Genomic DNA, 25,556 nt, shown 5'->3' with positions numbered 1-25,556 from the left:
AGGCGCTAGCCGGTCCCAGTGGCAATCACCCCGCCGAATGCCCGACCATATCCTTCGGCCGCACCCATTCGTCGAACTGCTGCTCGGTGACATAGCCGAGCGCCAGCGCCGACGCTTTCAGCGTGGTGCCTTCCTTGTGCGCTTTCTTCGCAATCTGCGCGGCCTTGTCGTAGCCGATGTGCGGATTGAGCGCCGTCACCAGCATCAGCGATTCGTTGAGCAACGTATCGATGCGCTCGCTATTGGGCTCGATGCCCACCGCGCAGTTGTCGTTGAAACTGTGCGCGCCGTCGGCGAGCAGACGGATCGATTGCAGCACGTTGTGCGCGATCATCGGCCGGAACACGTTCAACTCGAAGTTGCCGCTCGCGCCGCCGATATTCACCGCGACGTCGTTGCCGAACACCTGTGAACACAGCATCGTTAAGGCTTCGGACTGCGTCGGATTGACCTTGCCTGGCATGATCGAGCTGCCCGGTTCGTTCTCCGGAATCGACAGTTCGCCGAGCCCGCAACGCGGGCCGCTCGCGAGCCAGCGAATGTCGTTGGCGATCTTGTTCAGGCTCACCGCCACAGTCTTCAACGCACCGTGCGCGAACACCAGCGCATCGGCTGCGGCCATCACTTCGAATTTGTTGGGCGCCGAGACGAACGGCAAGCCGGTTAGTTTGCCGATCGCCGCGGCCACCTTGTCGGCGAACTGCGGATGCGCATTCAAGCCGGTGCCGACCGCCGTGCCACCCTGTGCGAGTTCATATAGATGCGGCAGCGCCGATTCCACATGACGGATGCCGTGATCGAGTTGCGCGACGTAGCCTGAAAATTCCTGGCCAAGCGTCAGCGGCGTAGCGTCCTGCAGATGCGTACGGCCGATCTTGACGATGTCGGCGAAGGCTTTGGCCTTGCCGTCGAGCGTATCGCGCAGCGTCTTCAACGCGGGCAGCAGATGCTTGACGATCCCATAGGCGGCGGCGACGTGCATCGCTGTCGGAAACACGTCGTTCGACGACTGGCCGCGATTCACGTCGTCGTTCGGATGCACCTTGCGGGCCTCGCCACGCTCGCCGCCGAGCAACTCGCTCGCACGATTCGCGATCACCTCGTTGAGGTTCATATTGGTCTGCGTGCCGGAGCCGGTTTGCCAGACCGCGAGCGGAAATTCCTCGGGGTGCTTACCGTCGATAATCTCGTCGGCTGCCTGCATGATCGCCTTCGCCTTGTTCTCGTCGAGCACGCCCAGACCCTGGTTGACCTCGGCGGCGGCGCGTTTGATGACGGCCAGCGCGGTGATCAGTTCGGGCGATTGTTTTTCAGACGAAATACGGAAATTCTGCAGCGAGCGCTGCGTTTGCGCACCCCATAAACGAGCGTTCGGCACGGCGATCTCGCCGAACGTGTCGCGCTCCATTCGTACGTCTTCGGTCATGGTTCAACTCCGCTTCTCAAAGTTCTGCGTTGACAGGCAATAGGGAGAATAGACCCGTTAGCGCGTTCCGGTAAAAACCCGCTTGCGGGTCGAAGATATAGGTGCGGCGCGCGCCGTTTTCTACGTCGGTCCAGACGAGCGGCGAGAGGGGCGCGCCGATCGAGCGCAGATACGCGAGTTGCGCCGGATCGGCGAGCGTGACCCGGTAGCTTGCTTCGGGTGCGATAGCGCGTTCGAAGATCTGCGCGACCTGTTCGGCGAGTGGTGGGCTATGAATGACCAGGGTCTGCTCGGTGTTCAGGTTGGCCGAGCGCGGGTCGAGATTCATCGAGCCGATCACCAGAATCTTGCGGTCGATGACATAGGTTTTCGCGTGCAAGCTGGCTCGCGAGCGAGAGCCGGTGAAACCGACGCGTGGCGTATTCTGCTGCGGTTTGAATTCATACAGCTCCACACCCTGTTGCAGCAGCGGCACGCGGAACGGACTGTAGCCGGCTTGCACGGCCACTGCATCGGTCGCGGCGAGGGAGTTGGTCAGCACAGCGATGCGTACCCCGCGATGCGTCAGTTCGCCGGCTGCCTTGACGCCCGACTCGTGCGGTACGAAGTAGGGCGAAATGATCAGAAAATCTTTCTGCGCGTCGTGCATCAGCTCCGCCAATCGCTGCATCGGCGGACTGACGTAGTCCGGCGACGGATGGACGATTTTCTCCGGCAGGTCTGCCTTGAATTCGGCCGGCGCCCACGTCAGGCCGAGTTGATCCCCGGCAATCTGCACGGCGAGCGGTGTAGCGTTCAGCGGTTTCGCGTTGTATGGGTCGGCGTTGGTGCGCCAGTGCTGGCGTAAATCGTCACGCGTCTGGTCGAGCACTTTCGCGTCGAACTTCTGTTTGTTCAGCACCCGCAGCGGATAGGCGATGCTGCTGTTCCAGTAGTCGTCGAAACTGGCGGAGACATCGGCGACTATCGGACCGGCGGCCAGCACGTCGAGATCGCGGAACTGCAGTGTTTCGCTGGCGCTGAAATATTCGTCGCCGAGATTGCGGCCGCCGACGATCGCTAACTGGTTGTCGGTGATCATCGACTTGTTGTGCATGCGGCGCGTGAAATGGCCGATCTGCGTGAACACGTTCGTGGTGCGCTCGAACACGCCTTCCTGCGCGCTGCCGAACGGATTGAAGACGCGGATCTCGATGTTCTCGTGCGAGTTCAGCCCCGCCATCACCTGGTCGATGTCCTTGAAGTTCAGATCGTCGACCAGCATGCGCACTCTCACACCGTGGTCGGCCGCGTAGAGCGCGGCGCCGAGCAGCAGCTTGCCGGTGGTGTCCTCGTTGGCGATGTAGTACTGCATGTCGAGGGTTTTCGTCGCGGCACGCGCAAGCGCAATGCGCATCTGCAAGGCGTCGGTGCCGCTCGACAGTACCCGGAAGCCGGACTCGTCTGGATGGGCGGCTTCGGGCCGCGCGAGGGCCGTGTGAAGCGGTGTGATTTCAGTGGCGGGCAGTGCGTGGGTGACCTGGCGGTCGAACGCGGTGGCGGGAGGACGGCTCGCGCAAGCGGTCAAAAATGCCGTTGCGCAGCACAGCAGGAAGAAATGTCTCGTCGTCCGCCAATCCCACAATCGTCCTGGCCACCAGTCCTTCGAGGGGACTTTTTTCGAGGCGGCCGACTTGCTCAGGCGCGGCGGACGTCCTTCAAGGCGGCCGACTCTCTTCCGGGCGAGTGACGTCCTCCGAAGCGTGCTGAACGCGGATTTGCTGTGCAATGCGGTCTGATTTTGATTTTGGTTTTGATGCCACGACACGCTGTATCTCCCTGTTTGCAGACTTCTCATTGCGACAGCGCGTGTGGCGTGTTCGCCCTGTCGAGAAATGCATTCTAAGGGGAATCAGGCGTGTGAGCGTTTGTTCTCGCGTATGACAATGCCGAGGGACTTTGGCGTCGTTTGATTGCCTGCACGACGCTTTCTGTCCGCACGCTTCAAGCGTGCGGACAGATGCCGCGAGTCAAAGCAGGATGCGTTCGACCTGCGGCGCTTGATGACTGCTCGATGATGATTACCCGCGTTCGGCGTTCAATACACGCTCGCCATCCGGATGCGTGGATCCTTTCGCAGGACGTCCCGCCCAATACCCCGCGAGCAGCGAGCCGGAGAGGTTATGCCACACTGAAAACAACGCACCCGGCAACGCCGCGATCGGCGTGAAATACAGTTTGCCGAGCGTCGCCGCGAGTCCCGAGTTCTGCATGCCCACTTCGATCGCGAGCGTGCGGCAAACGGCTTCGTCGAAGCCGAGCAAACGGCCGCCCCAATAGCCGCCGAGCAAACCGATGCCGTTGTGCAGCACCACACCCAGCATCACCACGAGACCCACCGACGCGATGCTCTTCTGCGTGCCGCCCACCACCGCGCCGATGATCAGCAGAATCGCAACCATCGAGATCAGCGGCAAAATCGGCTCGACCTTGCGGACCGTCTTGTTGAACAACTGATTGACGATTAGGCCGACCACGATCGGCAATGCGACGATCTGCAGGATGCTCATCAGCATGCCGTGCACGTCGACAGCGATGGAGGCATCCACGTAAAGACGCGTGAGCAGCGGTGTCGCGAACACGCCGACGAGCGTCGACAACGCGCTGATCGTCACCGACAGCGCCACGTCGCCGCGCGCCAGATAGATCATGACATTCGATGCCGTGCCGCTTGCCACGCTACCCACCAGCACCATGCCGGCCGTCAGATCCGGCGGCATGCGCAGTGCTTTGGCGATGGCCCACGCTGCCAGCGGCATCACGAGGTAATGCAACACGATGCCGGCGATCACCGGCGCGGGCCGCGTGAAGACGCGCTGGAAGTCGGCCACCGACAGCGTGACGCCCATCGCCAGCATGATGATCGTCAGGAGCGTGGTGACGTGCGGGGCAATACTGGTGAACGAGGCGGGCGAGAAGTACGCGGCAATCGAAACGAGCACGGCCCAGAGCGGAAATAAACGGGTGACGCGGGCAAGCATGACGGGTGGTCCTTGTTTATGTTTTATAGCGAGAATTGAAGGTCGGTCGAGCAGCATGCCGCGATCAGCGGTGCATGCCCGGGGCGCCGCTCGCGAGGAGCGGCAGGCCCTGGCGACGGGTGTCGGGCCGTTGGGCGGCGCGGACCTTTGTGAGGTGCGCGAGTCGGCTCACGTGGGTGCGCGCGATTTGTGCCAAAGCGCGCATTTTACCGTTCACGGCGCGTTTGCAAGGGAACGTTGGTTGCGCGTGCAACCAGATGGCCTGACGAGGTTGAACCTGGCCGCTGCATTCAACCGTACTCGCGAAAGCGGCCGCACAAAAAAGAAACCCGCGCAGTGCGCGGGTTGAACCCTGTCAGAGGAGTGTCTGGAAGACACTGAATCCTGGCGCGTGGCCAGTGCTCGGCCAACCAGTCATCTGTGATTTGCTTAGCTCATGCCGATGGGGCAGGCGGCGCGCCGGGCGTGACCGGCACGCGCCGCAAGCTCAGTTTGTGAAAGCGCAGCGTCATTAGCAACGCGACGCTCGCGAGGCCGGCGGCGAGCCCCCACCACAGGCCGCGCGCGCCCAGCCCGAAATGAAATGCCAGCACGTAACCGGTCGGAAAGCCGATGACCCAGTACCCGAACGTGGCGGCAATCATCGGCACGCGCGTGTCTTTCAGACCGCGCAGGCAGCCTGAGCCGACGGTCTGCATGCCGTCGACGATCTGGAAGATCGCGGCCACGCCGAGCAGCGAACTCGCCAACGTCACCGTCGCTGTATTGGCCGGGTCGTCGAGATGCAGGTACAGGCCGACGATCCAGTGCGGCGCCGCGATCAGCACGATGCCCGACAGCGTCATGAAGCCGACACCGAGCGCCAGCGCGACGAAGCCCGCGTGGCGCGCGGCGAGCGGCTGGCCGGCGCCGGACCAGTAGCCGACCCGCACATTGGCTGCCTGGCCGATCGCGAGCGGCACCATGAAGGCCACCGAGGCGACGTTCAACGCGATCTGATGCGCGGCCAGTTGCGATTCGCCGAGCAGGCCGACCATCAGGCCGGTGGCGAGGAACAGGGTCGATTCGACGCCGTAGGTGATCGCGACCGGCCAGCCGATGCCGAACAACTCGCTCATCAACGGCACGTTCGGCCGCGTTGCGACGACGAAATGTTTATAGCGTGGCCGCAGATGCAACAAGGCCATCAGGACGAGCGCGCTCAGCCAGACAGTGAACGAGGTGGCCGCCGCCGAACCGAGAAAGCCGAGGCGGGGCAGTCCGTAGACGCCGTGAATCAGCCCGTAGTTGAGAAACCCGTTGACGAACACGCTAATCAACGACACCCACAGGAGCCGCTTGGCGGCGCCGATGGCGGGCAGGAACGAGCGCATCAGGCCGACACCGATCAGACTGCCGAGCGAACCCCAGCGCAACACCGCCGCGTATTCACCGACGTTGTGCGCGAGCAGGGCGGGTTCGCCGAAGGCCAGCAGGATTGGCGTGGCGAACGACAGCAGGAAGAAAGCCGGCACCGACAGCAGCACCGACAAGACCAGGCCGGTCCAGTAGATATGCGGTACCCGGCCTTCGTCCTGCGCGCCGCGCGCGTGCGACACGCTCACGCTGACGGAGGTGAGCACGCCTTGCAGCAGGGTGACCACAACGAAGAACAGGTTGGCGCCGAGCCCGCCGGCGGCAAGCGCGTCAGGGCCCAGCGAGCCGAGCAGGATCGTATCGGTGACGCCCATCGCCATTTGCGAAAGTTGCGCGATGGCGAGCGGCGCGGCGAGCCGGGCGGTGTCGGCGGCGTGGCGGGAAAGGGTCGGCGGCCGGGCGGCCACCCGGGTGAAGCCGGATTGAGTCATGGAGCGCTTGAAGCGGAAGGGGCGACAGCGTGGCGGCGGGCGCAAGCAGGACGACTCGCGAGGCTTGCGCGCTGCCGGTGGCGGAATGCGGGCGCACCGAAAGCGTAGGGCGGCTGTCAGCCGATTGTTTGTCTGTCGAAACTGACAGCTTATTGCTTAGGCGCCGCGATGTCGATGGAGGAAGCGCGATTTTGGTGCGTGCGGTCCTCCGAGTTTCCGGACTCAAAGAGGCCGCGCCTCAAGCCTCGTGCACCGCAATCCGCGTATCGCCGAGCAACACAACCTGGCCCGCGCGAATTTTGCAGGTTTTACGCGTTTCGACCCGGCCGTCGACGCTCACCGCGCCGTCCGCGACCATCATTTTTGCTGACCCGCCGCTGTCCGCAAGCCCCGTTATCTTCAGGAGATTGTGCAGTTCGACGTAGTCGCCGGTCAGGGTGAAATCGAGGTTGGGCATGGCGTTTGCACCTTGAAGCAAAGGGTTCGCATCATAAGCCAGAAGCTTGCCCCGAACGAAAGTCCCCGTGGCGCCGGACCGCGATCAGTCGATTGCAAGCAGATGTTATGTAGTTGTCAGAAAGTGAAACGTTCCGTAACACTGGTCGTCTATCAAGAACTTCACTCGTAAAGTGCGGGTCTGTAGGAAAGCCTGCTGGATTTTTCGGCGGTGAATAGACCGGACGAGGCGCGCATGACATACACCGCGCTGGATACGACGCCCGCGTCACAACAACTCTAGAGAGGAATTTAGCCATGACCCAGATTCGTACGCTTCTGATCGGTACCGCCCTGACTGCTTTTGCCGCTACTGCTGCTGTCGCTCAGACGGAGCAACCGGCCGCTGGTATGAACGGCCAGGCACAGGTCCAGACCCAAGGCGCCGATCTTGCGCCTGCCGCACCGGCCGCGCAGGGTGTGCAGCCGGTGACGCCTGCACCGACGCGTCTGACGGCGTCGGGCTCGACCGATCCGCTGGTTCAGAAACGCGACGCCAACGCGCAAGCCAATGCCGAATACAAGGCGTCGAAGAAGGCATCCAAGGCGGAGTTGGCGCAACAGAAAAAGGCCGCCAAGTCGCAGTACAAGGAGCAGGTGCGCGATGCCAAGATCAACCAGAAGGCTGACAAGCAGACTGCTAACAACGAAATGAAGATGAACATGCAGGGCCAGGCGGCCGACCAGGACAACGGTGCTGACGTCAAGCACTAAGCCTGAGTTCTAACGCGCCGGGCGTGACGGTGGCGTTGGCCGCAGTCCCGCCCTCGCTAACCGGGTGTCGTGCAAAGGCGCTGCGCCCGCAGCGACTGGCTTCAGCCGGCTCGCTTTAATCAACTTTGCCGTGCAGTAAACCGGGCGTCGTGCAGACTGCCCGATTTATCCGCATGCCGTTGTACGGAGGTATCGCATGACCATCACCACGTCTATGAAGAACCGGATTTACGCCGCGCTCATTGCCGGTTGCCTGTCGTCGGTCGCATTCGCGCAGGCGAGCGACCCGGCCGCCGCGCCAGCGACTCACGCTGACAAGAAGGCGGCCAAGCAGCAGTCGAAGGCCGACAAGAAGGCGTCGGTGGCGCAAGCCAAGGCCGACAAGAAGAAGACTGACGCCCAGGCCGATGCGGATAAGGCGAATGCCGACGCCAACGTGAAGGACGCGAAGAAGCAGTAAGAAGGCGTCAAGGGAGAGCAGGGCGTCGCGGACGCCTTGCTATGCCTCGTCGAAGAAAATGGCCCGGCGCGCGCGTGCGCCCGGGCCATTTTTTTGCGCTCGCTTTACGCCACGGCTGTGCCGGTGCCTGATGGCCACGCCAGAAAGAAGGGGCCTGACAGTGTCGCTCGACGAGCTCGGCAAAGCGCTGCGCCGATGATTCTGCAGGACCGCGACGCCGACAGCGGAGCACGAAAAAAAGGGTCGCTTGTCTCAGATAGTTGTATGGATATACAGTATGCGTCGCCGCGTCAACTCCACCTCAGGCCCGAATCCACTGTGCTCTCCGTCGCTGAATCTCCACCACCGTCCGATTCCGGTACTGATACCGCCGCTGCCTGGCTGGCAAAGCTCAACGACGCTCAACGCGAAGCAGTCGAATATGGCGCCGACAGTCCCCATGCGCCGCCGGGCGCGTTGCTGGTGATCGCGGGTGCCGGTTCCGGCAAGACCAATACCCTGGCGCACCGGGTTGCCAATCTGGTGGTGAAGGGCGCCGATCCGCGCCGTATCCTGCTGCTGACCTTTTCCCGCCGCGCCGCGCTCGAAATGACCCGCCGCGTCGCGCGCATCGCCGGTGCGGCGCTCGGTGCGCGGGCTGCGCTGGCGCAAGGGCTGACGTGGTCGGGCACCTTTCATAGCGTGGGCGCGCGGTTACTGCGTGAATATGCGGACCTGATCGGCCTCGCGCCCGCCTTCACGATCAACGACCGTGAGGATTCCGCCGACCTGATGAATCTCGTGCGCCACGAGCTGGGGCTGTCGGCGAAAGAGCGGCGCTTTCCGGCCAAGAGCACGTGCTTTGCGATTTACTCGCGCGTGGTGAACACCGGCGCGTCGCTCGCCGACGTGCTCAACAGTGCGTTCCCCTGGTGCCGCGAGTGGGAAGCCGATCTGCGCATGCTGTTCGCCGCGTACGTCGAAGCCAAGCAGAAGCAGAGCGTGCTCGACTACGACGACCTGCTGCTCTACTGGTCGCACATGGCTGCCGAGCCGGCGATCGCGGCCGATCTGTCAGCGCGTTTCGATCACGTCATGGTCGACGAATATCAGGACACCAACCGCTTGCAGGCGTCGATCCTGCTCGCGCTGAAACCCGACGGACGCGGCCTGACCGTGGTCGGCGACGACGCCCAGTCGATCTATTCGTTTCGCGGCGCGACCGTGCGCAACATTCTCGATTTTCCGGCGCACTTCAACCCGCCAGCCAAACAGGTCACGCTCGAGCGCAATTACCGCTCCACGGGGTCGATTCTGGCGGCGTCGAATGCGGTCATCGAGCTTGCGAGCGAGCGCTACACGAAGAATCTGTGGACCGACAAGGCTTCGGCGCAACGCCCGCGTCTGGTGACGGTCGCCGACGAGGCGGATCAGGCGCGCTACATCGTCGAACAGGTGCTCGAAGCGCGCGAGCAGGGCATGACGCTCAAGTCGCAGGCGGTGCTGTTTCGCGCAGCCCATCACAGCGCCGCGCTCGAGATTGAACTGGCCCGGCGCAACATTCCGTTCGTAAAGTTCGGCGGCCTGAAGTTTCTCGACTCGGTGCACGTCAAGGATGTGCTCGCCGTGCTGCGCTGGGCGGAGAATCCACGCGACCGTGTCGCTGGTTTTCGCGTCGTGCAATTGCTGCCAGGCGTAGGTCCCGCCACCGCCGCGAAGGTGCTGGACGACGTTGTGGCCCGGGCCGCCGCTGGCAATCCGGCCGATCTCACCGATAGCGCCGGTGGTGCGCTGGCCGCCTTTGCGCCACCCGCTCGCGCGCAGGAAGACTGGCATCCGTTCGTCAAGCTGATGTCGAGCGTGTACGGGCGCCAGACGCCGTGGCCGGCCGAGTTCGAAATGGTGCGGCGCTGGTACGAGCCGCATCTCGAGCGCAATCATGAGGACGCGGCAATCCGTCATGCAGACGTGCTGCAGATGGAAAGCATCGCGGGCACCTATGCCTCGCGCGAACGCTTCCTGACCGAGCTGACGCTCGATCCGCCCGACGCCACCAGCGACGAATCGGGCGTGCCCATGATCGACGAGGACTACCTGATTCTGTCCACGATTCATTCGGCGAAAGGGCAGGAGTGGCGCAACGTCTTCGTGCTGAATGGCGTCGACGGTTGCATTCCGTCCGATCTCGGCACCGGCAGCGAGGAGGAAATCGACGAGGAGCGGCGCCTGCTATACGTGGCGATGACGCGCGCGAAGGAAGACCTGCATATCGTGGTGCCGCAGCGTTTTTACGTGCACAACCAGACGCATATGGGCGACCGTCACGTGTGGGCATCGCGCACCCGATTCATTCCGGCGCATCTGATGCCCTTGTTCGACGCCTACGCCTGGCCGCGCGTGCCGGTGCCGAGCACCCCAACAGCGGCGGGGCTGGCCGCCGCGGCACAGGCGAAGATCGAGATTGGGGCCCGGCTCAGGAAGATGTGGGATTGAAGCGGCGGTTCTAGCGCGACCGCCGTTGTGGCTGTTGCTGCGGTTGCTGTTGCGGCGCCGGACGCGGCGGCACAAAGAAATTGCGCAACCATGCGGCGCACCGTGAGAACACGTCATAGGGTTCTTCGATGAAAATCTCCGGCTTCAGCAAGCGCAGGTACTCCATGATCTGCTGCGCTTCCTGCTTCTGGAACGAGCCGTGCGAAATACCCAGGCGCAACAGCCCGCGCAGTTCGCCGAGCTTTTCGCGCGCGGTGCTGCCCACGCCTGTTTCGCAGGCCACTTTGGCTTCGTAGACGCGCTGGCGCAGCGATTCCACCAGCCGCCAGGCCGGCGTCTGCATGATTTCTTCCAGCGCCTGAATGTCCTGCACCGCGCTCTTGATCTGCGCCGCGAGCGGATCGACTAGCACCGCGTCGCCTTCCGCTTCCTTGACGATGGTCGCCGCCCAGTCGTGACACTGCTTGGACAGCTCTTCCGGCGTCCATTCCGAGCGGGCCGCAAAGCCGAAACCGAATTCCCCTGCCTGCCGCATCAGAATCGCGACCACGTCCGGGAATTCCTTGTCCAGCGTGCGTTTCGCCCATGCGTACTGGCCACCTTGCAACATCCGCCGAACCGCATGTTCAGTCAGCGGCACCATGCTGTCGAGCAGCTTGGCGCGCAGAAAATCCTCAAACGATGGCGTCGCGAACTGCGGATCGAGCTTCAGCGAAACCCGCAGAAAAGCGTCGAAGTCCTTGCGCAGCGTCGCAATGGTTTCGTCTTTGAGTGTGAGGGTGATTTGACCCATCTGTTATCCCGTTTGATCCTGCCGCGCGCTCTCGTCTGTCATCCGGACGCACCGGACCCTGTGCGACGCAAGGCCAAGTGCCGGCGCGGATGATGCCTGCCTGTTGCCACGTAATCAGCGGGACGCATCCCGATTCGCGGACCTCGACTTCATATCGGCGGAATTGAGGGAAACTTAAGGGGCGGTGACGGATTGACGACCGGTTTGGAGGCCGGCGTCGGCGTCGCCTGGTTGAGCGCGATGCGCAAGCAACACGCTCGGCGCCGCTAGCGCGAGGGGGCGGCAGTGCGCAGGGCGTGGCGGTACCGGAGTGACGGCCGCCAGAAATGCGGCCATCCCGCGGGGCCGATACTGGCCGTTTCGCTTATTTAAGCACGACGCCTTGCCAGACAAAAAAGACCATCAGGCCGACCGCGATGGTCAGAAGCGGCCGCCGCGTCAGCGCGCTGACGGCGATGGCCGCCAGCGCCCCGACCAGTTGCGGATTGCGCCAGGTCAATTCGGCATGGGTGCCATGCGGCGAAACCGCCATCGGCACGATGATCGCGGTCAGCACGGTAACCGGCACGAAACCGAGCGCGGTGCGCACGAGCGGCGGAAACACCAGCCGATCGCCGAGCACGAAGACGGCGGCGCGGATTACCCACGTGATGGCTGCCATGCCGAGGATCAGAACGACGTAGTTCATCGCGATGCCTCCATAGTTTCCTTCGAGGTTTTCCGCGGGGCTTCCCGCAGGGGTCCTGGCGAGGTTTCGCGCGAAGCATCTCGCGAGGATTCGTGATTTCCCCGCGCGCCTCGCCCAAATCGCGGCGACGACAGCAAGACACCGATTGCCACGCCCGCGAACACGGCGCCGAGCAGGCCGAGCTTGTACGGCCACGCCTGCCAGAAGAAGGCCAGTGTGCCCGCGGTGACGGCCGCCGCGACATAGCGCAGTGCGACGAGCTGCGGCACGACGATCGCAATGAAGGTCGCGACCATCGCGAAATCGAGCCCGAGCGACTGCAGGCCCGGAAAGGCTGCGCCGAACAGCAGGCCGGCGACGGTCCAGAGTTGCCAGTTCAGGTACATGGCCAGACCCGCGCCGAAAAAGTAGTGCGGGCCGACCGTACCGGGCTCCCGATGCCGGTAATGTTCCCACGCGACTGCGAAGACTTCGTCGGTGAGCAGTGCGCCGAGCGCCCAGCGCCAGCGTGCTGGCAGATGCGCGACGTGCGGCGCGAGCGTCGCGCTGTACAGCACGTGACGCAGGTTGACGACGAGCGTGGTCGCCCAGATCACCGCGAAGCTCGCGTGGCCGGCGATCAGCCCGAGCGCGATGAATTGCGCGGAGCCGGCGAACACGACAAGCGACATCAGCTGCCCGTGCCATAGATGCAGCGGGCCGGACGCGACCAGGGTGCCGAAGATCACGCCGAAGGGCGCCGCGCCGACCATCATCGGGATGATGTCGCGCGCGCCGGCGGCGAATTCTTTTAAGTGGCCTGGGCTTGAGTGCTGGGCGGGGTTGGAATGGGTCAATCTTGCCTCCTTGATGCACAAAGGATAGCGGGCAAGGCTGAGCGGGGGCTTGTACGTTCTTGCGGTGGGTGGCAGCGAAGCTTGCCTCAGCTGCCCTGCCAGCGTCCTGGCGGCACGCCGAACATGCGACGGAAATGGCGCGTGAAATGACTCTGGTCTGTGAAACCACTGGCTGCGGCGACATCCGTCACGGAGGCACCCGCACGCAACGGTCCAAGCGAGCGTTGCAGGCGCACCTGGTTGCGCCACGCGTGTGGCGGCAGGCCGGTAGCCTGGTTGAAAAGGCGCGCGGCGTGAAAGGGCGACAGGCCCGCTGCCCGCGCGACTTCGGCCAGCGTGACAGGTTCGGCAAGATCACCGGTCAGGCGTTCCTGCATTGTTGCGACGCGGGCGTCGTCGGTGGCGAGCTGCGACGGTTCCGGCTGCGTTTGCGAATAGCGGACCAGCAAGGTGGACAAGGCGTCGAGCATGGCGGCCTCGGCGGCAAGCGGATCGTCGCCGGCCTCCAGCAGGCAGTGCGCGCGCGCCAGTCGCTGCGCCAGATCGGGATCGCGAATCACTCCCGGCGCGAACCACGGCAAGGCTTGCGGCTTGCCGGCGATCTCGCCGGCAAGCTCGTGGATGAACGCAACGGGCGCATACATCACGCGATATCGCCAGCCTGCTTCGACAGCCTTGGACCCCGTGTGCAACTCACCGGGATTGATGATCGGCACACTGCCCGCTTCGGCGACATAGTCCGAGCCGCGATACCGATAACCCTCAGCGCCCGCGACGATCACCGGGATCGTGTACGCGTCATGCCAATGCGGCGTGAACTCGTGATCGTGGTATTCGGCCGTGAGCAGGTCCGCGCCGGGCAAAAGCGGCGTGCGCCAGTAGCGGGCGGAATCCTGGAAGCGATGGGCGGGCATGGTGGAAGTCTGGCGTTTCGGCGTTTCGGCGGTCCGGCGAGGCGTGACCGGTCAGTGTAGCGCGCCGCGGCGGCTGCCGCTGCCGTTACTCATGGCCGGTGCTTCTTGCGCAGCGCGTTTACCATCGAACGGCGATCACTTGACCGGGATCGTCGTGCCGGCCGGCATCGGCACGGCGCTCACGCTGTTTTTCGCGCTGCCGCTGACGACCCTGTCGCTGTATGTCATGTAGACCAGCGTGTTGCGCTTCGCGTCGACCACTCGCACCACATGCAGCGATTTGAAGATAAGCGACATGCTCACGGAGAACACGTCGGCCTGCTGTTTCACTGGCCCCGTGAAATGAATCGCGCCGACCTGACGGCAGGCAATCGACGCTTCAGTCGGATCTTCGGCGATGCCGAGCGTGCCCTTGACGCCGCCGGTGCGCGCCCGCGACACGTAGCAGGTCACACCCTGGACCAACGGATCGTCATAGGCTTCGACGACCACGCGGTCAGAGCCCGTGATGCGGAAGTTGGTATTCACGCTGGCAACTTCTTCGCTGTGTGCCGAGGGCGGCAGCAGGGCGGTAGTGACGGCGAGCGTGATGCGCAACAAGGTCGAGTTCATGAGATGGCCGGGGAAAGTGTTTGGATTGGGCGTGCCAAAGAGTTGCGCCGATAAAACACCATCGTATAACGGCGTGTCCGCCAGAGGGGCAGTGCAAATGCTCTGGGTCATGCGCTACGTTCCGGCCGGAACAAATGGCCGCCCCCCGGCTCGGGCTCCCTGATTCGGCGTTGAAACAGGCCAAGTCAAAAGGTCAGGCCAAACGCAAGGCCAAAAACAAAAAGGCCCGCACGAATGCGGGCCTTCTAAATTTTTTTGGCTCCTCGACCTGGGCTCGAACCAGGGACCTACGGATTAACAGTCCGGCGCTCTACCAACTGAGCTATCGAGGAACAGCAATACAACTTGATCTACATAAAAAAGCCCGTATTGGTTAACGGGCTTTTGAAATTCTTGGCTCCTCGACCTGGGCTCGAACCAGGGACCTACGGATTAACAGTCCGGCGCTCTACCAACTGAGCTATCGAGGAACAGAACAACAAACAGCAGAGAAGCGAAATTGTAGAAGCAGCTTAAGCCCCTGTCAATACCCTGCGTTCATCTCGATTTGTGCCGGATTCGGCAAGGCGGGCGACAGGCCGCGCCGCTCAGCGCGCGAGCAGGGCCAGCTTTTCCTTCACGTCCTTGAATTCGTCGGCTTCCGGCAGCGGCGCCTTGGTCTTGGTGATGCTCGGCCAGTTCTTTGCCAGATCGGCATTCAGCTCGGTGAAGTGCTGCTGGTCGCCCGGCACGTCTTCTTCGGCATAAATGGCGTTCACCGGGCACTCGGCCACGCACACGGCGCAGTCGATGCATTCGTCGGGGTCAATCGCGAGGAAGTTGGGACCTTCGCGAAAGCAGTCCACCGGGCACACATCGACGCAGTCGGTATAGCGGCACTTGATGCAGCTTTCGGTCACAACGTGAGTCATTCAGGCAGCTCCTGCATGCGGAATCAGGGGAGGCGAAAACGCCAAAAGCGGTATTGTAGCGTAACGTCAAGAGGCGCATACGCCATCGGGCAATGCCTTTTATACGTTTTCGTGATTAGTTTATGGCGTCCGGCGAGAGCCGCCCGCCGGTGCGCTGAATCCGGGCGCATTCGGGTAACATGCATCAGGTCGGCGCGCACGGGGTGCGCCGCAAGCGCATGGGTTGACGCGTTTGGTCGAGCCAAGCCTTCCGTTTTTCCTGCAGTCCAGTTCGCGCCATCATGATTATTACTTCGCTGCTCGACACCGATCTGTACAAGTTCACGATGATGCAAGTGGTGTTGCATCACTTTCCCGCGGCGAATGTCGAGTACCGGTTTCGCTGCCGCACGCCGAATGTCGACCTTGTGCCGTACATCAGCGAAATTCGCGATGAAGTGCGCAAGCTGTGTGATCTGCGCTTCACCGACGACGAGCTTGACTACCTGCGGCGCATGCGCTTCATCAAGGGCGACTTCATCGAGTTTCTCGCGCTGTTCCATCTGAGCGAGAAATACATTTCGATTTTGCCGTCACCGAAGGGCAACGGCGAAATCGACATCGAGATCAAGGGGCCGTGGCTGCATACGATCCTGTTCGAGATCCCGATGCTCGCGATCGTCAACGAGGTCTACTTCCGCAATACCCAGCAAAAGCCGGACTACAGCGAAGGGCGCGGCCGTCTCGTCGAGAAGATCAAGCTGCTGGGCGCGCGCCCGGAATTCGCCGACTGCAAGATCGCCGACTACGGCACGCGCCGCCGCTTCTCGAAGCAATGGCACGAAGAAGTGATCCTCAAGCTGAAAGACGGTCTTGGCGAGCAATTCGCCGGCACCAGTAACGTCTTCTACGCGATGAAGCACAGCCTCACGCCGCTCGGCACGATGGCGCATGAATACCTGCAGGCGTGTCAGGCCCTCGGTCCGCGACTGCGCGATTCACAGATTTTCGGCTTCGAAATGTGGGCGAAGGAGTATCGCGGCGACCTGGGTATTGCACTGTCGGATGTGTACGGCATGGAGGCTTTCCTGCGCGACTTCGACATGTACTTCTGCAAGCTGTTCGACGGCGCGCGCCACGATTCCGGCGATCCGTTCGACTGGGGCGAGCGCCTGCTCAAGCACTATGAGGCGAACCGCTGCGACCCGCGTACCAAGATCCTCGTGTTTTCCGACGCGCTCGACATTCCGAAGGTGCTGCAACTGTACGAGCGTTTCCGCGGCCGCTGCAAGCTGGCATTCGGCGTAGGAACCAATCTGACAAACGACCTCGGCTATAACCCGTTGCAGATCGTCATCAAGATGGTTCGCTGCAACGGTCAGCCGGTGGCGAAGCTGTCGGATTCGCCGGGCAAGAATATGTGCGAAGACAAGGCCTATCTCGCGTATCTGCGTCAGGTGTTCGGCATTGCGCAGCCAGAGGAAAGCGCTGCGAAGTAATACGGCACACGCGCGGTTCGCATGCGACCCACGTGCTGATACCGCACGGAAATCGCGCTCACCGCGTGGGTGATACGCAGCCATAGGCCGTTCGGCCAGGGTGTTCGCGCCCAGGCTGGCCGGTATAATCCTCGTCACATCGCACGGCTGTCGACACGAGGATTTCGCATATGGACACATCGATTGCCCGCCGTAACATCCTGGCGCGTATCCGCGCGGCGCAGGGGCGCGAGCCTGAGCCGTCCGCTTCCGAGCGCGAGGCGGCTGCGGATTATCTGGCGCGCCATCCTGAAGGTCCGCGTCCGGAGATGCCGGCCGATCTGATCACGCGCTTCATCGAAGAAGCGCAGAAAATGGCGACCACTGTCGATACGGTTGGAGCACTGAGCGAAGTGCCTTCCGCCGCGCATCGCTACCTCACTGAACACGCTTTGCCGCTGCAGGCGATCGCGTGGCAAACCCTGCAAGATCTGCAATGGGCCGAAGCCGGCCTCAACGTCGAATTCCGCAAGCCTGAAGACGGCGACGTGGTCGGTCTCACCGGTTGCTTCTGCGCGACTGCGGAGACCGGCACACTCGTTCTGCTGTCCGGGCCGGAAACCTACGCATCGGCAGCTCTGTTGCCGGAAACGCACATTGCGATCGTGCCGGCTTCGCGCATCGTCTCAGGGCAAGAAGAGGCGTTCGGGTTGATCCGCCGCGAACGCGGTGAACTGCCGCGCGCGGTCAATTTTGTCTCCGGGCCCTCGCGCACAGGGGATATCGAGCAGACTATCGTGCTTGGCGCACATGGGCCTTATCGGGTGCATGTGATCGTCGTACGTGGTGCCTGAGCGCTGCGCGCGCCGTTGTCTCTTCGCGGCGCGCCCGCTCGCCTGCGGTAACAAGGACTTCAAAAATATGAAACGACATGCCGTAGGGTCAAGCGTGGTGCTTGCCGTTGCACTGATGCTGGCGGGGTGGCCTCAGCTGGCATCGGCGGCTACGCTCGACGGCGCGACTTTGTCGGCGCTATGGGGCTTGCCGTTTGCGGGCGTGTTGCTGTCGATCGCCGTGTTTCCGTTGGTTGCGCCGGCATTCTGGCATCACCATTTCGGCAAGATCGCGGCAGCGTGGGCGCTGCTGTTCCTGGTGCCGTTTGGGCTTACCTTCGGCACGGGTGTCGCATTCGGTACGCTGGTACATGCGGTGCTCGAAGAATACATTCCGTTCATCGTGCTGCTGACGGCGCTCTATACGGTCGCGGGCGGCATCTGCGTGCGCGGCAATCTGCACGGCACGCCGCGCCTGAATACTGCGATTCTCGCGCTGGGTACCTTATTGGCCAGTGTCATGGGTACGACCGGCGCGGCGATGCTGCTGATCCGCCCATTGCTGCGCGCCAACGACAACCGCAAGCACGTCGTTCATGTGGTGGTGTTCTTCATCTTTCTGGTCGCGAACGCGGGTGGCTCGTTATCGCCGCTCGGCGACCCGCCGCTCTTTCTCGGGTTTCTGCAGGGCGTCAGTTTTTTCTGGACCACCACGCATCTGGCGTTGCCGATGCTGTTTGTCTGCGTCGTCCTGCTGGTCGCGTTCTATGCACTCGACTCGTATTATTTTCATCGGCGTGAAGAAGAGCGCTCGCGCTTTCTCGATCCGACGCCGGATTCGCCGCCGCTGGGCATCGAGGGCAAGATCAACTTTGTGTTTCTCGCTGCCGTGATTGCGCTGGTTTTGATGAGCGGACTCTGGAAGTCGGACGTCGTGTTCGACGTGTTCGGTACGCATGTCGCGTTGCAAAATGCGGTGCGCGATGTCGCGCTGATCGGCGTCACGTTGCTCTCGCTGGTGTTGACGCCGCGTGCGGCACGCGCCGGTAACGACTTCAACTGGGCGCCGATCGAAGAAGTCGCCAAACTGTTCGCCGGCATCTTCGTGACGATCGCGCCGGTCATCACGATTCTGCGTGCCGGCGAGGCGGGCGCATTCGCCGGCATCGTCCATCTGGTCAATCCGGCCGGCCAGCCGCACGATCTGATGTACTTCTGGGCGACCGGCCTGCTATCGTCGTTTCTCGACAATGCGCCGACCTACCTGGTGTTCTTCAACCTGGCCGGCGGCGACGCGCAGACGCTGATGACCACCGGCGCCACCACGCTCGCGGCGATCTCGGCCGGGGCGGTGTTCATGGGCGCCAACACGTATATCGGCAACGCGCCGAACTTCATGGTGAAAGCGATCGCGGAATCACGGGGCATTCGCATGCCGGGTTTTTTCGCGTATTTCGGCTGGTCGGTTGTTGTGCTGATTCCGCTGTTTCTCGTCACCGGCTGGCTGTTTTTCTGACGCCTGACTTGATGTTTTCTTGACGCCGAGGCGATTGAACTCGACGCGCTATTCGGAGAATTGCAATGCAGAAGATCCTCGTCGCCCGTCCGATCTTTCCCGATGTGATCGAACGGCTCAAGCAGTATTTCGACGTCGACTGGCATCAGGGTGACGTATTGCCCGTCGCCGAATTGACGCGCCGTCTCGCGGACAAAGACGGCGCGTTGACCGCGGGCGATCCGGTCGGCGCGGCCGTGCTCGCAGCGGCGCCGCGTCTGCGCGTGGTCTCGAACATGGCGGTGGGCTACAACAACTTCGACATGGCCGCGTTCAACGCGGCGAATGTGCTTGGTACCAATACGCCGGACGTGCTGAACGAATCAACCGCCGATTTCGGCTGGGCGTTGATGATGGCCGCGGCACGCCGCATTGCCGAATCGGAGCACTGGCTACGCGCGGGCAAATGGCAGAAGTGGACCTATGACGGTTTTCTCGGCACGGACCTGTATGGCTCGACGCTCGGCGTGATCGGCATGGGTCGGATCGGACAAGCGCTCGCGCGTCGCGCCAAGGGTTTCAACATGCAGATGATCTATCACAACCGTTCGCGCGTCGCGCCGGAAATCGAGGCGGAGTTAAACGCGCAATACGTGTCGAAGCAGGAACTGCTGCAACGGGCCGACCACGTGGTCCTCGTCTTGCCGTACACGAAGGAAAACCATCACACGATCGGCGCGGCCGAACTCGCGCAAATGAAGCCGACCGCAACGCTCACCAACATTGCGCGCGGCGGCATCGTCGACGATGCCGCGCTGGTTGAAGCGCTACGTTCGAAACAGATCGCAGCTGCCGGGCTGGATGTTTACGAAGGCGAGCCGAATCTGAATCCGGCTCTGTTGACCGTGCCGAATGTCGTACTGACGCCGCACATCGCCAGCGCGACTGAAGCAACGCGCCGCGCCATGGCGAACCTTGCTGCGGACAATCTGATCGCGGCGCTGGGTGAAGGTCCACGCGCCGGCCGGCCGCCGAATCCGATCAACCCCGAGGTCATCGGCAAGGCGCGTTCATGACAATGATTCTGGTGGCGGCCGTTGCAGTGCTGGCGGTCGCATTGGTCATTGCGTTGGCTTTGCTGATGCGTGGCCATAGCCGCGCTGACGAAAGCGGGCAGTTCGAGATGCTCAGCGAGCGTATCGACGCGGCGGCAGATGCACAGTCGCATGCTTATGAGCGGCTTGAGCGGCAACTGCGCAATGACATCACCGAAACGGCGCGCGTGTCGCGTACCGAGCAGAGCAGTGGATTCGCGCACTTTCAGCAAACGCTTGCATCGCAATTCAGCAGTATGACGACGGTGCAGGGCGGCAAGATCGACGGCTTCGCGCAGCAACTAGACGCGGTGCGTCACAGCCTGCAGCAGCAGGCGCAGCAGGCGCGCGACGAGCAAGCGCGCACGCTCAAGCAGTTCGGCGACACGCTGACTTTGCAACTGGGCCAACTCACCGAGGCGAACGATCGCCGCTTCGCTGAAGTGCGTGCGACCATCGAGCAACGACTGAAAGACATCGAGGCAAACAACTCGGCCAAGCTCGAAGAGATGCGCCGCACCGTCGACGAAAAATTGCACGCCACGCTCGAACAACGCCTGGGCGAATCGTTCAAGCTGGTGTCCGACCGGCTGGAACAGGTGCATCGCGGTCTCGGTGAGATGCAGGCGCTGGCGGCGGGCGTCGGCGATCTGAAGAAAGTCCTGACCAACGTCAAAACGCGCGGCACGTGGGGTGAAGTGCAGCTCGAAGCGTTGCTCGAACAACTTCTCACCGCGGATCAATACGCGAAGAACGTTGCGACGGTGCCGAAGAGTGCAGATCGCGTCGAATTCGCGATCAAGCTGCCAGGCCGTGCGGAGACGGGTAGTCCTGCCACGCCGGTCTGGTTGCCGATTGACGCCAAGTTCCCGCGCGAAGACTACGAGCGGCTGATCGAGGCTCAGGAGCGCGCCGATCCCGTTGCGGTGGAGGAGGCGTCGCGCGCGCTCGAAGCGCGGATACGCGCCGAGGCGCGCACGATTTCCGAGAAGTATGTGTCGCCACCGCACACGACGGATTTCGCGCTGTTGTTCTTGCCTACCGAAGGTCTGTACGCGGAAGTCCTGCGTCGGCCGGGGCTGACAGATATGCTGCAACGCGATTATCGCGTGACCATTGCCGGCCCGACCACGCTGACCGCGTTGCTTAATAGTTTGCAGATGGGATTCCGCACGCTTGCGATCGAAAAGCGGTCGAGCGAGGTGTGGCAAGTGCTCGGCGCGGTTAAAACGGAGTTCGGCAAATTCGGCGACGTGCTGGCAAAGACGAAGGCGCAGCTTGAAACCGTGACGCGTTCGATCGAAGCCGCGGAAACACGCACTCGTGTCATGAATCGCAAGCTGCGTGACGTCGAGGCATTGCCAGGCGAAGAAGCGAGCGGATTGCTCGGTGACGCGCTAACGGGTGTGGATCCCGACGAGCAATAGAGCCGGACTCTGAGCCGACTTAAACTCAGGAAGCGGCTCCCGCGGCCAATCGTTCAAGCGCTTCGCCCGTCAGGCGCACGACACGCCAATCCGGCATCACCGTCGCGCCCATCTTTTCGTAGAAATTAATGGCCTGCTTGTTCCAGTCGAGCACGGTCCATTCAAAGCGTGCGCATTGTCGATCGACTGCCAGCGCCGCCAATCGGGCGATCAACGCTGTGCCCAGACCGCTGCCGCGTTGGCTCGGTTGCACATAGACATCTTCGAGATATAACCCGCGCTTGCCGACGAAGCTCGAGTAATTGTGGAAGAACAGCGCATAGCCGACGATGCGTCCTTCGCTTTCCGCCACCAGCGCTTCGATCGAAGGCCGCGCGCCGAACAGGGCGTCATGCAAGCCGTTTTCGGTCGCGACGAATACGTGCGTGAGGCTTTCGAATTCGGCCAGCTCGTACGTCAACGCGAAGATTGCGCCCGTATCCGCAGGCGTCGCGGCGCGGATCGTCGCGGTCATTACGCTTCTTCCGGCGCGTCGGTCAGGTGGATTTCGATACCGCCAAAGCGCGACGCGACCCAGTTGTACGCGTGGCATGCAATCCACAGCAGGATGAAGCCGAGAATCGCGTTCAGCAGCAGCGCGCTGAACACCGTGCTCAGTTCGACCGAGCCGTAGCGGATGAACGCCACCAGCACGCCGAGCAGCACGATCGGCACCGAGAACGTCAGGTACACGAGGATAAGCGCTTTGGCCGTCTGTCCCGGTGCAATGAACGAGATCTGTTTTTTCATGTAAGTCAAACCCGTGTGTCGTAGTGGTAATGGGTAAAGCCGCAACGGAGGCGTCCAGTCAGGCGTCAAATGAGACCGTCGAACAGCATGATATCGACGTGCTCGCCCTCGGTAATATCGGCTTCATCGTGCCCGAGAACGATGAAGCAATTGGCTTCGCTCATCGAACTCAGTATGCCGGAGCCTTGCGAGCCAGTCGGCGTGACATGCCATTGGCCATGCGCATCCTGCTCGGCGACGCCGCGCTGGTACTCGGTACGGCCGGCGCGTTTGCGGATGATCTGGCGGCTGGCGGCGCGAAAGACCGGCAGAGCCTGCGGTGTTGCGCCGGACATCAGCAACAGCGCCTCGCGCACGATCTGGTAGAACGTCACCATTACGGCCACGGGATTGCCCGGCAAGCCGAAGAATAGCGCGGGCAGCCCGAGACCCGGATGGTCGCCGGACCAGACCCGGCCAAAAGCGAGCGGCCGCCCCGGGCGCATGGCGAGACTCCAGGAGGCCACGTCGCCGAACGTCTGCAGCAATTGTTTGGTGAAATCCGCCTCGCCGACCGAGACGCCGCCTGACGTCAACACCACGTCGGCACTGGCTGCGGCGCTGCGCAACGCGGCTTCGAGCGCGGCGGGTTCGTCGCGCACCACTCCGAGATCGAGCGTATCCATGTTCAGGCGCCGGAGCATTGCAAACAGCGTGTAGCGATTGCTGTCGTACACCGAACCCGGGTCGAGCGGCTCGCCGAGCGAGCGCAATTCGTCGCCAGTAGAGAAAAATGCGACGCGCAAACGCCGCCGCACGTTGACTTCGCCGATGCCGAGCGAAGCCAGCAAGCCGAGGTCCGACGCGCGCATGATGCGGCCGGCGCGGAGCGCAGCATGGCCGCGCGCAAGGTCTTCGCCAGCCAGGCGCCGGTTGGCGCCGGCCCGCACGGCATTGGCCGCAAAGCGGATCGACAGGGAATCGGCGCTGCTCTCGACAAACTCCTGGGGCACGACGGTGTCGCAGTCCGGCGGCATGCAGGCGCCCGTCATGACGCGTACGCATTGCGTCGTATCCACACGGCCCGCGAACGGATGACCGGCCAGCGCTTTGCCGACGATCGTCAAATCGACCGCAGACGCATTCGTGGCCAATGCCGCGCGGTTGAATGCGTAGCCGTCCATCGCCGAGTTGTCGTGCGAAGGGACGTCGATCGGCGAGACGATGTCGGCCGCCAGCACGCGGTCGAGCGCATCGCGCAAGGGCACGCGTTCGACCGCCGTGACGGGCGTTGCCCATTGACGGACGATCGCCTGGGCGGCCGAAACAGGTAGCGCGTGAGGATCGTACTGCGCGACGCAGCGGGAAAATTCGTTAAGCGTGGTCATGAAGGGCTGGACGTCGCGACCGGAGGCGGGCGCGGCTGCTGCCGTGCGGCCGGAGCGGGATTTCAACCGGGGCCTCAGCAACGCTCGAGGTCGGCGAGTTCTTGTAACGAATTGATATTGTAAAACGCGCGCTCGTCGGTAAAGGCGACTTCGACCGTCTTGTGGCGCGCGTACCACGCGCGGACCTTGCGCTCACCGGCTTCCAGAAAGGCGGCCAGGTCGTCTGCGAGACTCGTGCGCAGCAGCGCGAAGACGGGATGGAGCGAGACGTTGCCTGCGGCGTCGGTGGTTGTAACGGTGGCGATGTCGGCCTGATTCGAATCGAGCGCCTGCGTGAGACGGGCGGCGAGTTCGACGGACAGTCCGGGCGTGTCGCAGGGCGCGCTCAGTACGTACGCGGTGCCGGCCGCGCGCAGCCCGGCGAGCAGGCCCGCCAGCGGTCCGGGAAAGCCGGGCAGGGTATCGGCAAGCACCTTGGCGCCGAACGGCGTGCCGAGTGCGGTATAGACGTCAGGGTGACGATTGGCGCTGATCAGCAGGGCGCCAGTTTGCGGCGCGAGCCGCTTCAGCACGTGGGAGGCGAGCGGCTCGCCATGCAGTATCTGTAGCCCTTTGTCGACGCCGCCCATCCGCATGCCGCGTCCGCCCGCGAGGACCAGACCGGTGATGTGTTCACGTGTCGGGTTCATGGGCTCGGCCGCCTAGCCGCCGATATACGACATTTCCACACGGCGGCCATCCTGCTCGCGCGGCGCGGCTGCATTGCTGCCGCGCAGTTGCGAATAGCGGTCGCTGCGGTCTTGCCAGATTTCGGCGACGGCGGTGGCGATATCGGCGTCGCTCGCACCGTTACGCAGCAAGGCGCGCAGATCGTGACCGGACGACGCGAACAGGCACAGGTACAGCTTGCCCTCAGTCGACAGACGCGCGCGTGTACAACTGCTGCAAAACGCGCGTGTCACGCTCGAAATCACGCCGATCTCGCCGCTGCCATCCGCATAACCCCAGCGCTGGGCGGTTTCGGCTGTGCTGTGCGCTTCGAGCGGGACGAGCGGGAAATGCTCGGCGATGCGCGTTACGACGTCGGCGGAGGGCAGCACTTCGGTCATGTTCCAGCCGTTCGACGTGCCCACATCCATGTACTCGATAAAGCGCAGGACGGCGCCCGTGCCTTTGAAATGACGCGCCATTGGCACGATTTCGCTGTCATTGGTGCCGCGCTTGACGACCATATTGACCTTCACCGGCGCGAGCCCTGCCGCGTGGGCCGCGGCGATTCCGTCCAGGACGTCGGCGACCGCGAAGTCGGCGTCGTTCATGCGACGAAACATGGTGTCGTCGAGCGCGTCGAGACTTACCGTCACACGGGTCAGGCCGGCGTCTTTCAGACTGCGCGCTTTGCGCTCCAGCAACGATCCGTTGGTGGTCAGCGTCAGATCGAGTGGGCGGCCTTCCGGCGTCGTGAGTTGCGCGAGCCGTTCGATCAGGAATTCCAGATTTTTGCGTAGCAGCGGCTCGCCACCCGTAAGACGGATTTTTTCGACGCCATGTGCGACGAAGAGCCGCGCGAGCCGTTCGATTTCTTCGAAGCTGAGCAGTGCGCTATGCGGCAAGAACGCGTAATCCTTGTCGAATACCGCGCGCGGCATGCAGTAGACGCAGCGAAAATTGCAGCGATCCGTCACCGAGATGCGCAGATCGCGCAGCGGGCGCGCCAGCGTGTCGTGCAGCACGCCACTGGGCGCCTGCACCGGGCCGGAAATGACCGGCACCGCGCTGAGATCGGCAACAGGGATGATGCGTCGGGACATGAATTACTTCGCTTGATGCTGCGTTTTGGGCTGCTTGTTTTGGGCTGCTTAAGTGCCGCGATTGGAATCTATATCTTCATTCTAGCGGAAATGCA

At 62.9% G+C, this 25,556-nt stretch carries 24 protein-coding genes and 2 tRNA genes; 8 read left to right on the top strand and 18 right to left on the bottom strand.

Going from position 1 to position 25,556, the window contains the following annotated elements; all coding sequences use genetic code 11:
- Positions 1-25 precede the first annotated feature (25 nt).
- The 5 genes from fumC to PQQ52_RS01125 form a co-directional block, all read right to left on the bottom strand.
- Positions 26-1,426, bottom strand: a complete 1,401-nt coding sequence (gene fumC / locus PQQ52_RS01145; RefSeq protein ID WP_408206063.1) for a class II fumarate hydratase — start codon at positions 1,424-1,426, stop codon at positions 26-28.
- 16 nt (positions 1,427-1,442) lie between these two features.
- A complete protein-coding gene (locus tag PQQ52_RS01140) occupies positions 1,443-3,050 on the bottom strand; it encodes a phospholipase D family protein (RefSeq protein ID WP_408206061.1) in 1,608 nt (535 codons plus the stop codon).
- A 436-nt stretch (positions 3,051-3,486) separates the two neighbouring features.
- Positions 3,487-4,446: a ketopantoate/pantoate/pantothenate transporter PanS gene (gene panS / locus PQQ52_RS01135; protein WP_408206059.1), complete on the bottom strand. Its 960-nt coding sequence runs from the start codon at positions 4,444-4,446 to the stop codon at positions 3,487-3,489.
- Between the two features lie 434 nt (positions 4,447-4,880).
- Positions 4,881-6,293 carry an MATE family efflux transporter gene (locus PQQ52_RS01130; protein WP_408206057.1) on the bottom strand — a complete coding sequence of 471 codons (1,413 nt, stop codon included), beginning with the start codon at positions 6,291-6,293 and terminating at the stop codon, positions 4,881-4,883.
- 238 nt (positions 6,294-6,531) lie between these two features.
- Entirely contained in the window at positions 6,532-6,750 is a 219-nt protein-coding gene (locus PQQ52_RS01125; protein ID WP_408206055.1) for an RNA-binding S4 domain-containing protein, read from the bottom strand.
- A 296-nt stretch (positions 6,751-7,046) separates the two neighbouring features.
- On the opposite strand from PQQ52_RS01125, the gene PQQ52_RS01120 reads away from it, so the two are divergent.
- The 3 genes from PQQ52_RS01120 (at position 7,047) to PQQ52_RS01110 (ending at position 10,434) form a co-directional block, all read left to right on the top strand.
- A complete protein-coding gene (locus PQQ52_RS01120) occupies positions 7,047-7,502 on the top strand; it encodes a hypothetical protein (RefSeq protein ID WP_408206053.1) in 456 nt (151 codons plus the stop codon).
- Between the two features lie 196 nt (positions 7,503-7,698).
- Complete coding sequence (locus PQQ52_RS01115) at positions 7,699-7,962, top strand: hypothetical protein (RefSeq protein WP_408206051.1); 264 nt, start codon at positions 7,699-7,701, stop codon at positions 7,960-7,962.
- Between the two features lie 264 nt (positions 7,963-8,226).
- The gene (locus PQQ52_RS01110; RefSeq protein ID WP_408206049.1) at positions 8,227-10,434 is read left to right on the top strand and encodes an ATP-dependent helicase; all 2,208 of its coding nucleotides are present in this window, start codon (positions 8,227-8,229) and stop codon (positions 10,432-10,434) included.
- A gap of 10 nt (positions 10,435-10,444) precedes the next feature.
- Here the strand turns inward: PQQ52_RS01110 and PQQ52_RS01105 are convergent, their stop codons facing one another.
- The 8 genes from PQQ52_RS01105 to fdxA form a co-directional block, all read right to left on the bottom strand.
- Positions 10,445-11,227, bottom strand: a complete 783-nt coding sequence (locus PQQ52_RS01105; protein WP_408206047.1) for a DUF4088 family protein — start codon at positions 11,225-11,227, stop codon at positions 10,445-10,447.
- A gap of 364 nt (positions 11,228-11,591) precedes the next feature.
- Positions 11,592-11,915, bottom strand: coding sequence for an AzlD domain-containing protein (locus PQQ52_RS01100; RefSeq protein WP_408206045.1), 324 nt, complete (start codon positions 11,913-11,915; stop codon positions 11,592-11,594).
- Positions 11,912-12,670, bottom strand: coding sequence for an AzlC family ABC transporter permease (locus PQQ52_RS01095; protein WP_408206764.1), 759 nt, complete (start codon positions 12,668-12,670; stop codon positions 11,912-11,914). The genes PQQ52_RS01100 and PQQ52_RS01095 overlap by 4 nt, the downstream gene beginning before the upstream one ends.
- 167 nt (positions 12,671-12,837) lie before the next feature.
- On the bottom strand, positions 12,838-13,665 hold the full coding sequence (locus tag PQQ52_RS01090) for a helix-turn-helix transcriptional regulator (protein ID WP_408206043.1): 828 nt from the start codon (positions 13,663-13,665) through the stop codon (positions 12,838-12,840).
- A 135-nt stretch (positions 13,666-13,800) separates the two neighbouring features.
- The gene (locus PQQ52_RS01085) at positions 13,801-14,277 is read right to left on the bottom strand and encodes a CreA family protein (RefSeq protein WP_408206041.1); all 477 of its coding nucleotides are present in this window, start codon (positions 14,275-14,277) and stop codon (positions 13,801-13,803) included.
- Between the two features lie 256 nt (positions 14,278-14,533).
- Positions 14,534-14,609, bottom strand: a tRNA-Asn gene (locus PQQ52_RS01080).
- 62 nt (positions 14,610-14,671) lie between these two features.
- A tRNA-Asn gene (locus PQQ52_RS01075) sits at positions 14,672-14,747 on the bottom strand.
- A gap of 117 nt (positions 14,748-14,864) precedes the next feature.
- Positions 14,865-15,188: a ferredoxin FdxA gene (fdxA, locus tag PQQ52_RS01070; protein ID WP_325047648.1), complete on the bottom strand. Its 324-nt coding sequence runs from the start codon at positions 15,186-15,188 to the stop codon at positions 14,865-14,867.
- Between the two features lie 281 nt (positions 15,189-15,469).
- Here fdxA and pncB point away from each other — a divergent pair, with 281 nt between their 5' ends.
- The 5 genes from pncB (at position 15,470) to PQQ52_RS01045 (ending at position 21,494) form a co-directional block, all read left to right on the top strand.
- The gene (pncB, locus tag PQQ52_RS01065) at positions 15,470-16,666 is read left to right on the top strand and encodes a nicotinate phosphoribosyltransferase (RefSeq protein WP_408206038.1); all 1,197 of its coding nucleotides are present in this window, start codon (positions 15,470-15,472) and stop codon (positions 16,664-16,666) included.
- A gap of 170 nt (positions 16,667-16,836) precedes the next feature.
- Positions 16,837-17,499 (top strand): LutC/YkgG family protein, encoded by a 663-nt coding sequence (locus PQQ52_RS01060; protein ID WP_408206036.1) that lies wholly within the window; start codon positions 16,837-16,839, stop codon positions 17,497-17,499.
- A 67-nt stretch (positions 17,500-17,566) separates the two neighbouring features.
- Positions 17,567-18,994, top strand: coding sequence for a sodium:proton antiporter (locus PQQ52_RS01055; protein WP_408206034.1), 1,428 nt, complete (start codon positions 17,567-17,569; stop codon positions 18,992-18,994).
- Between the two features lie 65 nt (positions 18,995-19,059).
- A complete protein-coding gene (locus PQQ52_RS01050; protein WP_408206033.1) occupies positions 19,060-20,049 on the top strand; it encodes a 2-hydroxyacid dehydrogenase in 990 nt (329 codons plus the stop codon).
- Positions 20,046-21,494 (top strand): DNA recombination protein RmuC, encoded by a 1,449-nt coding sequence (locus PQQ52_RS01045; RefSeq protein ID WP_408206031.1) that lies wholly within the window; start codon positions 20,046-20,048, stop codon positions 21,492-21,494. Before PQQ52_RS01050 ends, PQQ52_RS01045 begins: the two co-directional genes overlap by 4 nt.
- Positions 21,495-21,519: 25 nt before the next feature.
- On the opposite strand, the gene PQQ52_RS01040 is transcribed toward PQQ52_RS01045, so the two are convergent.
- The 5 genes from PQQ52_RS01040 to moaA all read right to left on the bottom strand — a co-directional run bounded on the left by PQQ52_RS01040 (position 21,520) and on the right by moaA (position 25,461).
- A complete protein-coding gene (locus tag PQQ52_RS01040) occupies positions 21,520-22,008 on the bottom strand; it encodes a GNAT family N-acetyltransferase (RefSeq protein ID WP_408206029.1) in 489 nt (162 codons plus the stop codon).
- The gene (locus PQQ52_RS01035) at positions 22,008-22,283 is read right to left on the bottom strand and encodes a hypothetical protein (RefSeq protein WP_064268466.1); all 276 of its coding nucleotides are present in this window, start codon (positions 22,281-22,283) and stop codon (positions 22,008-22,010) included. The genes PQQ52_RS01040 and PQQ52_RS01035 overlap by 1 nt, the downstream gene beginning before the upstream one ends.
- 65 nt (positions 22,284-22,348) lie before the next feature.
- Positions 22,349-23,650: a molybdopterin molybdotransferase MoeA gene (gene moeA, locus PQQ52_RS01030; protein WP_408206762.1), complete on the bottom strand. Its 1,302-nt coding sequence runs from the start codon at positions 23,648-23,650 to the stop codon at positions 22,349-22,351.
- 74 nt (positions 23,651-23,724) lie between these two features.
- Complete coding sequence (mobA, locus tag PQQ52_RS01025; RefSeq protein WP_408206027.1) at positions 23,725-24,339, bottom strand: molybdenum cofactor guanylyltransferase MobA; 615 nt, start codon at positions 24,337-24,339, stop codon at positions 23,725-23,727.
- Between the two features lie 12 nt (positions 24,340-24,351).
- The gene (moaA, locus tag PQQ52_RS01020; protein WP_408206025.1) at positions 24,352-25,461 is read right to left on the bottom strand and encodes a GTP 3',8-cyclase MoaA; all 1,110 of its coding nucleotides are present in this window, start codon (positions 25,459-25,461) and stop codon (positions 24,352-24,354) included.
- Positions 25,462-25,556: the final 95 nt, after the last annotated feature.

It is taken from the genome of Paraburkholderia sediminicola (assembly GCF_046030555.1).
Taxonomy (GTDB): Bacteria; Pseudomonadota; Gammaproteobacteria; order Burkholderiales; family Burkholderiaceae; genus Paraburkholderia; species Paraburkholderia sediminicola_E.
This window is presented reverse-complemented; position numbering and strand designations above follow the sequence as displayed.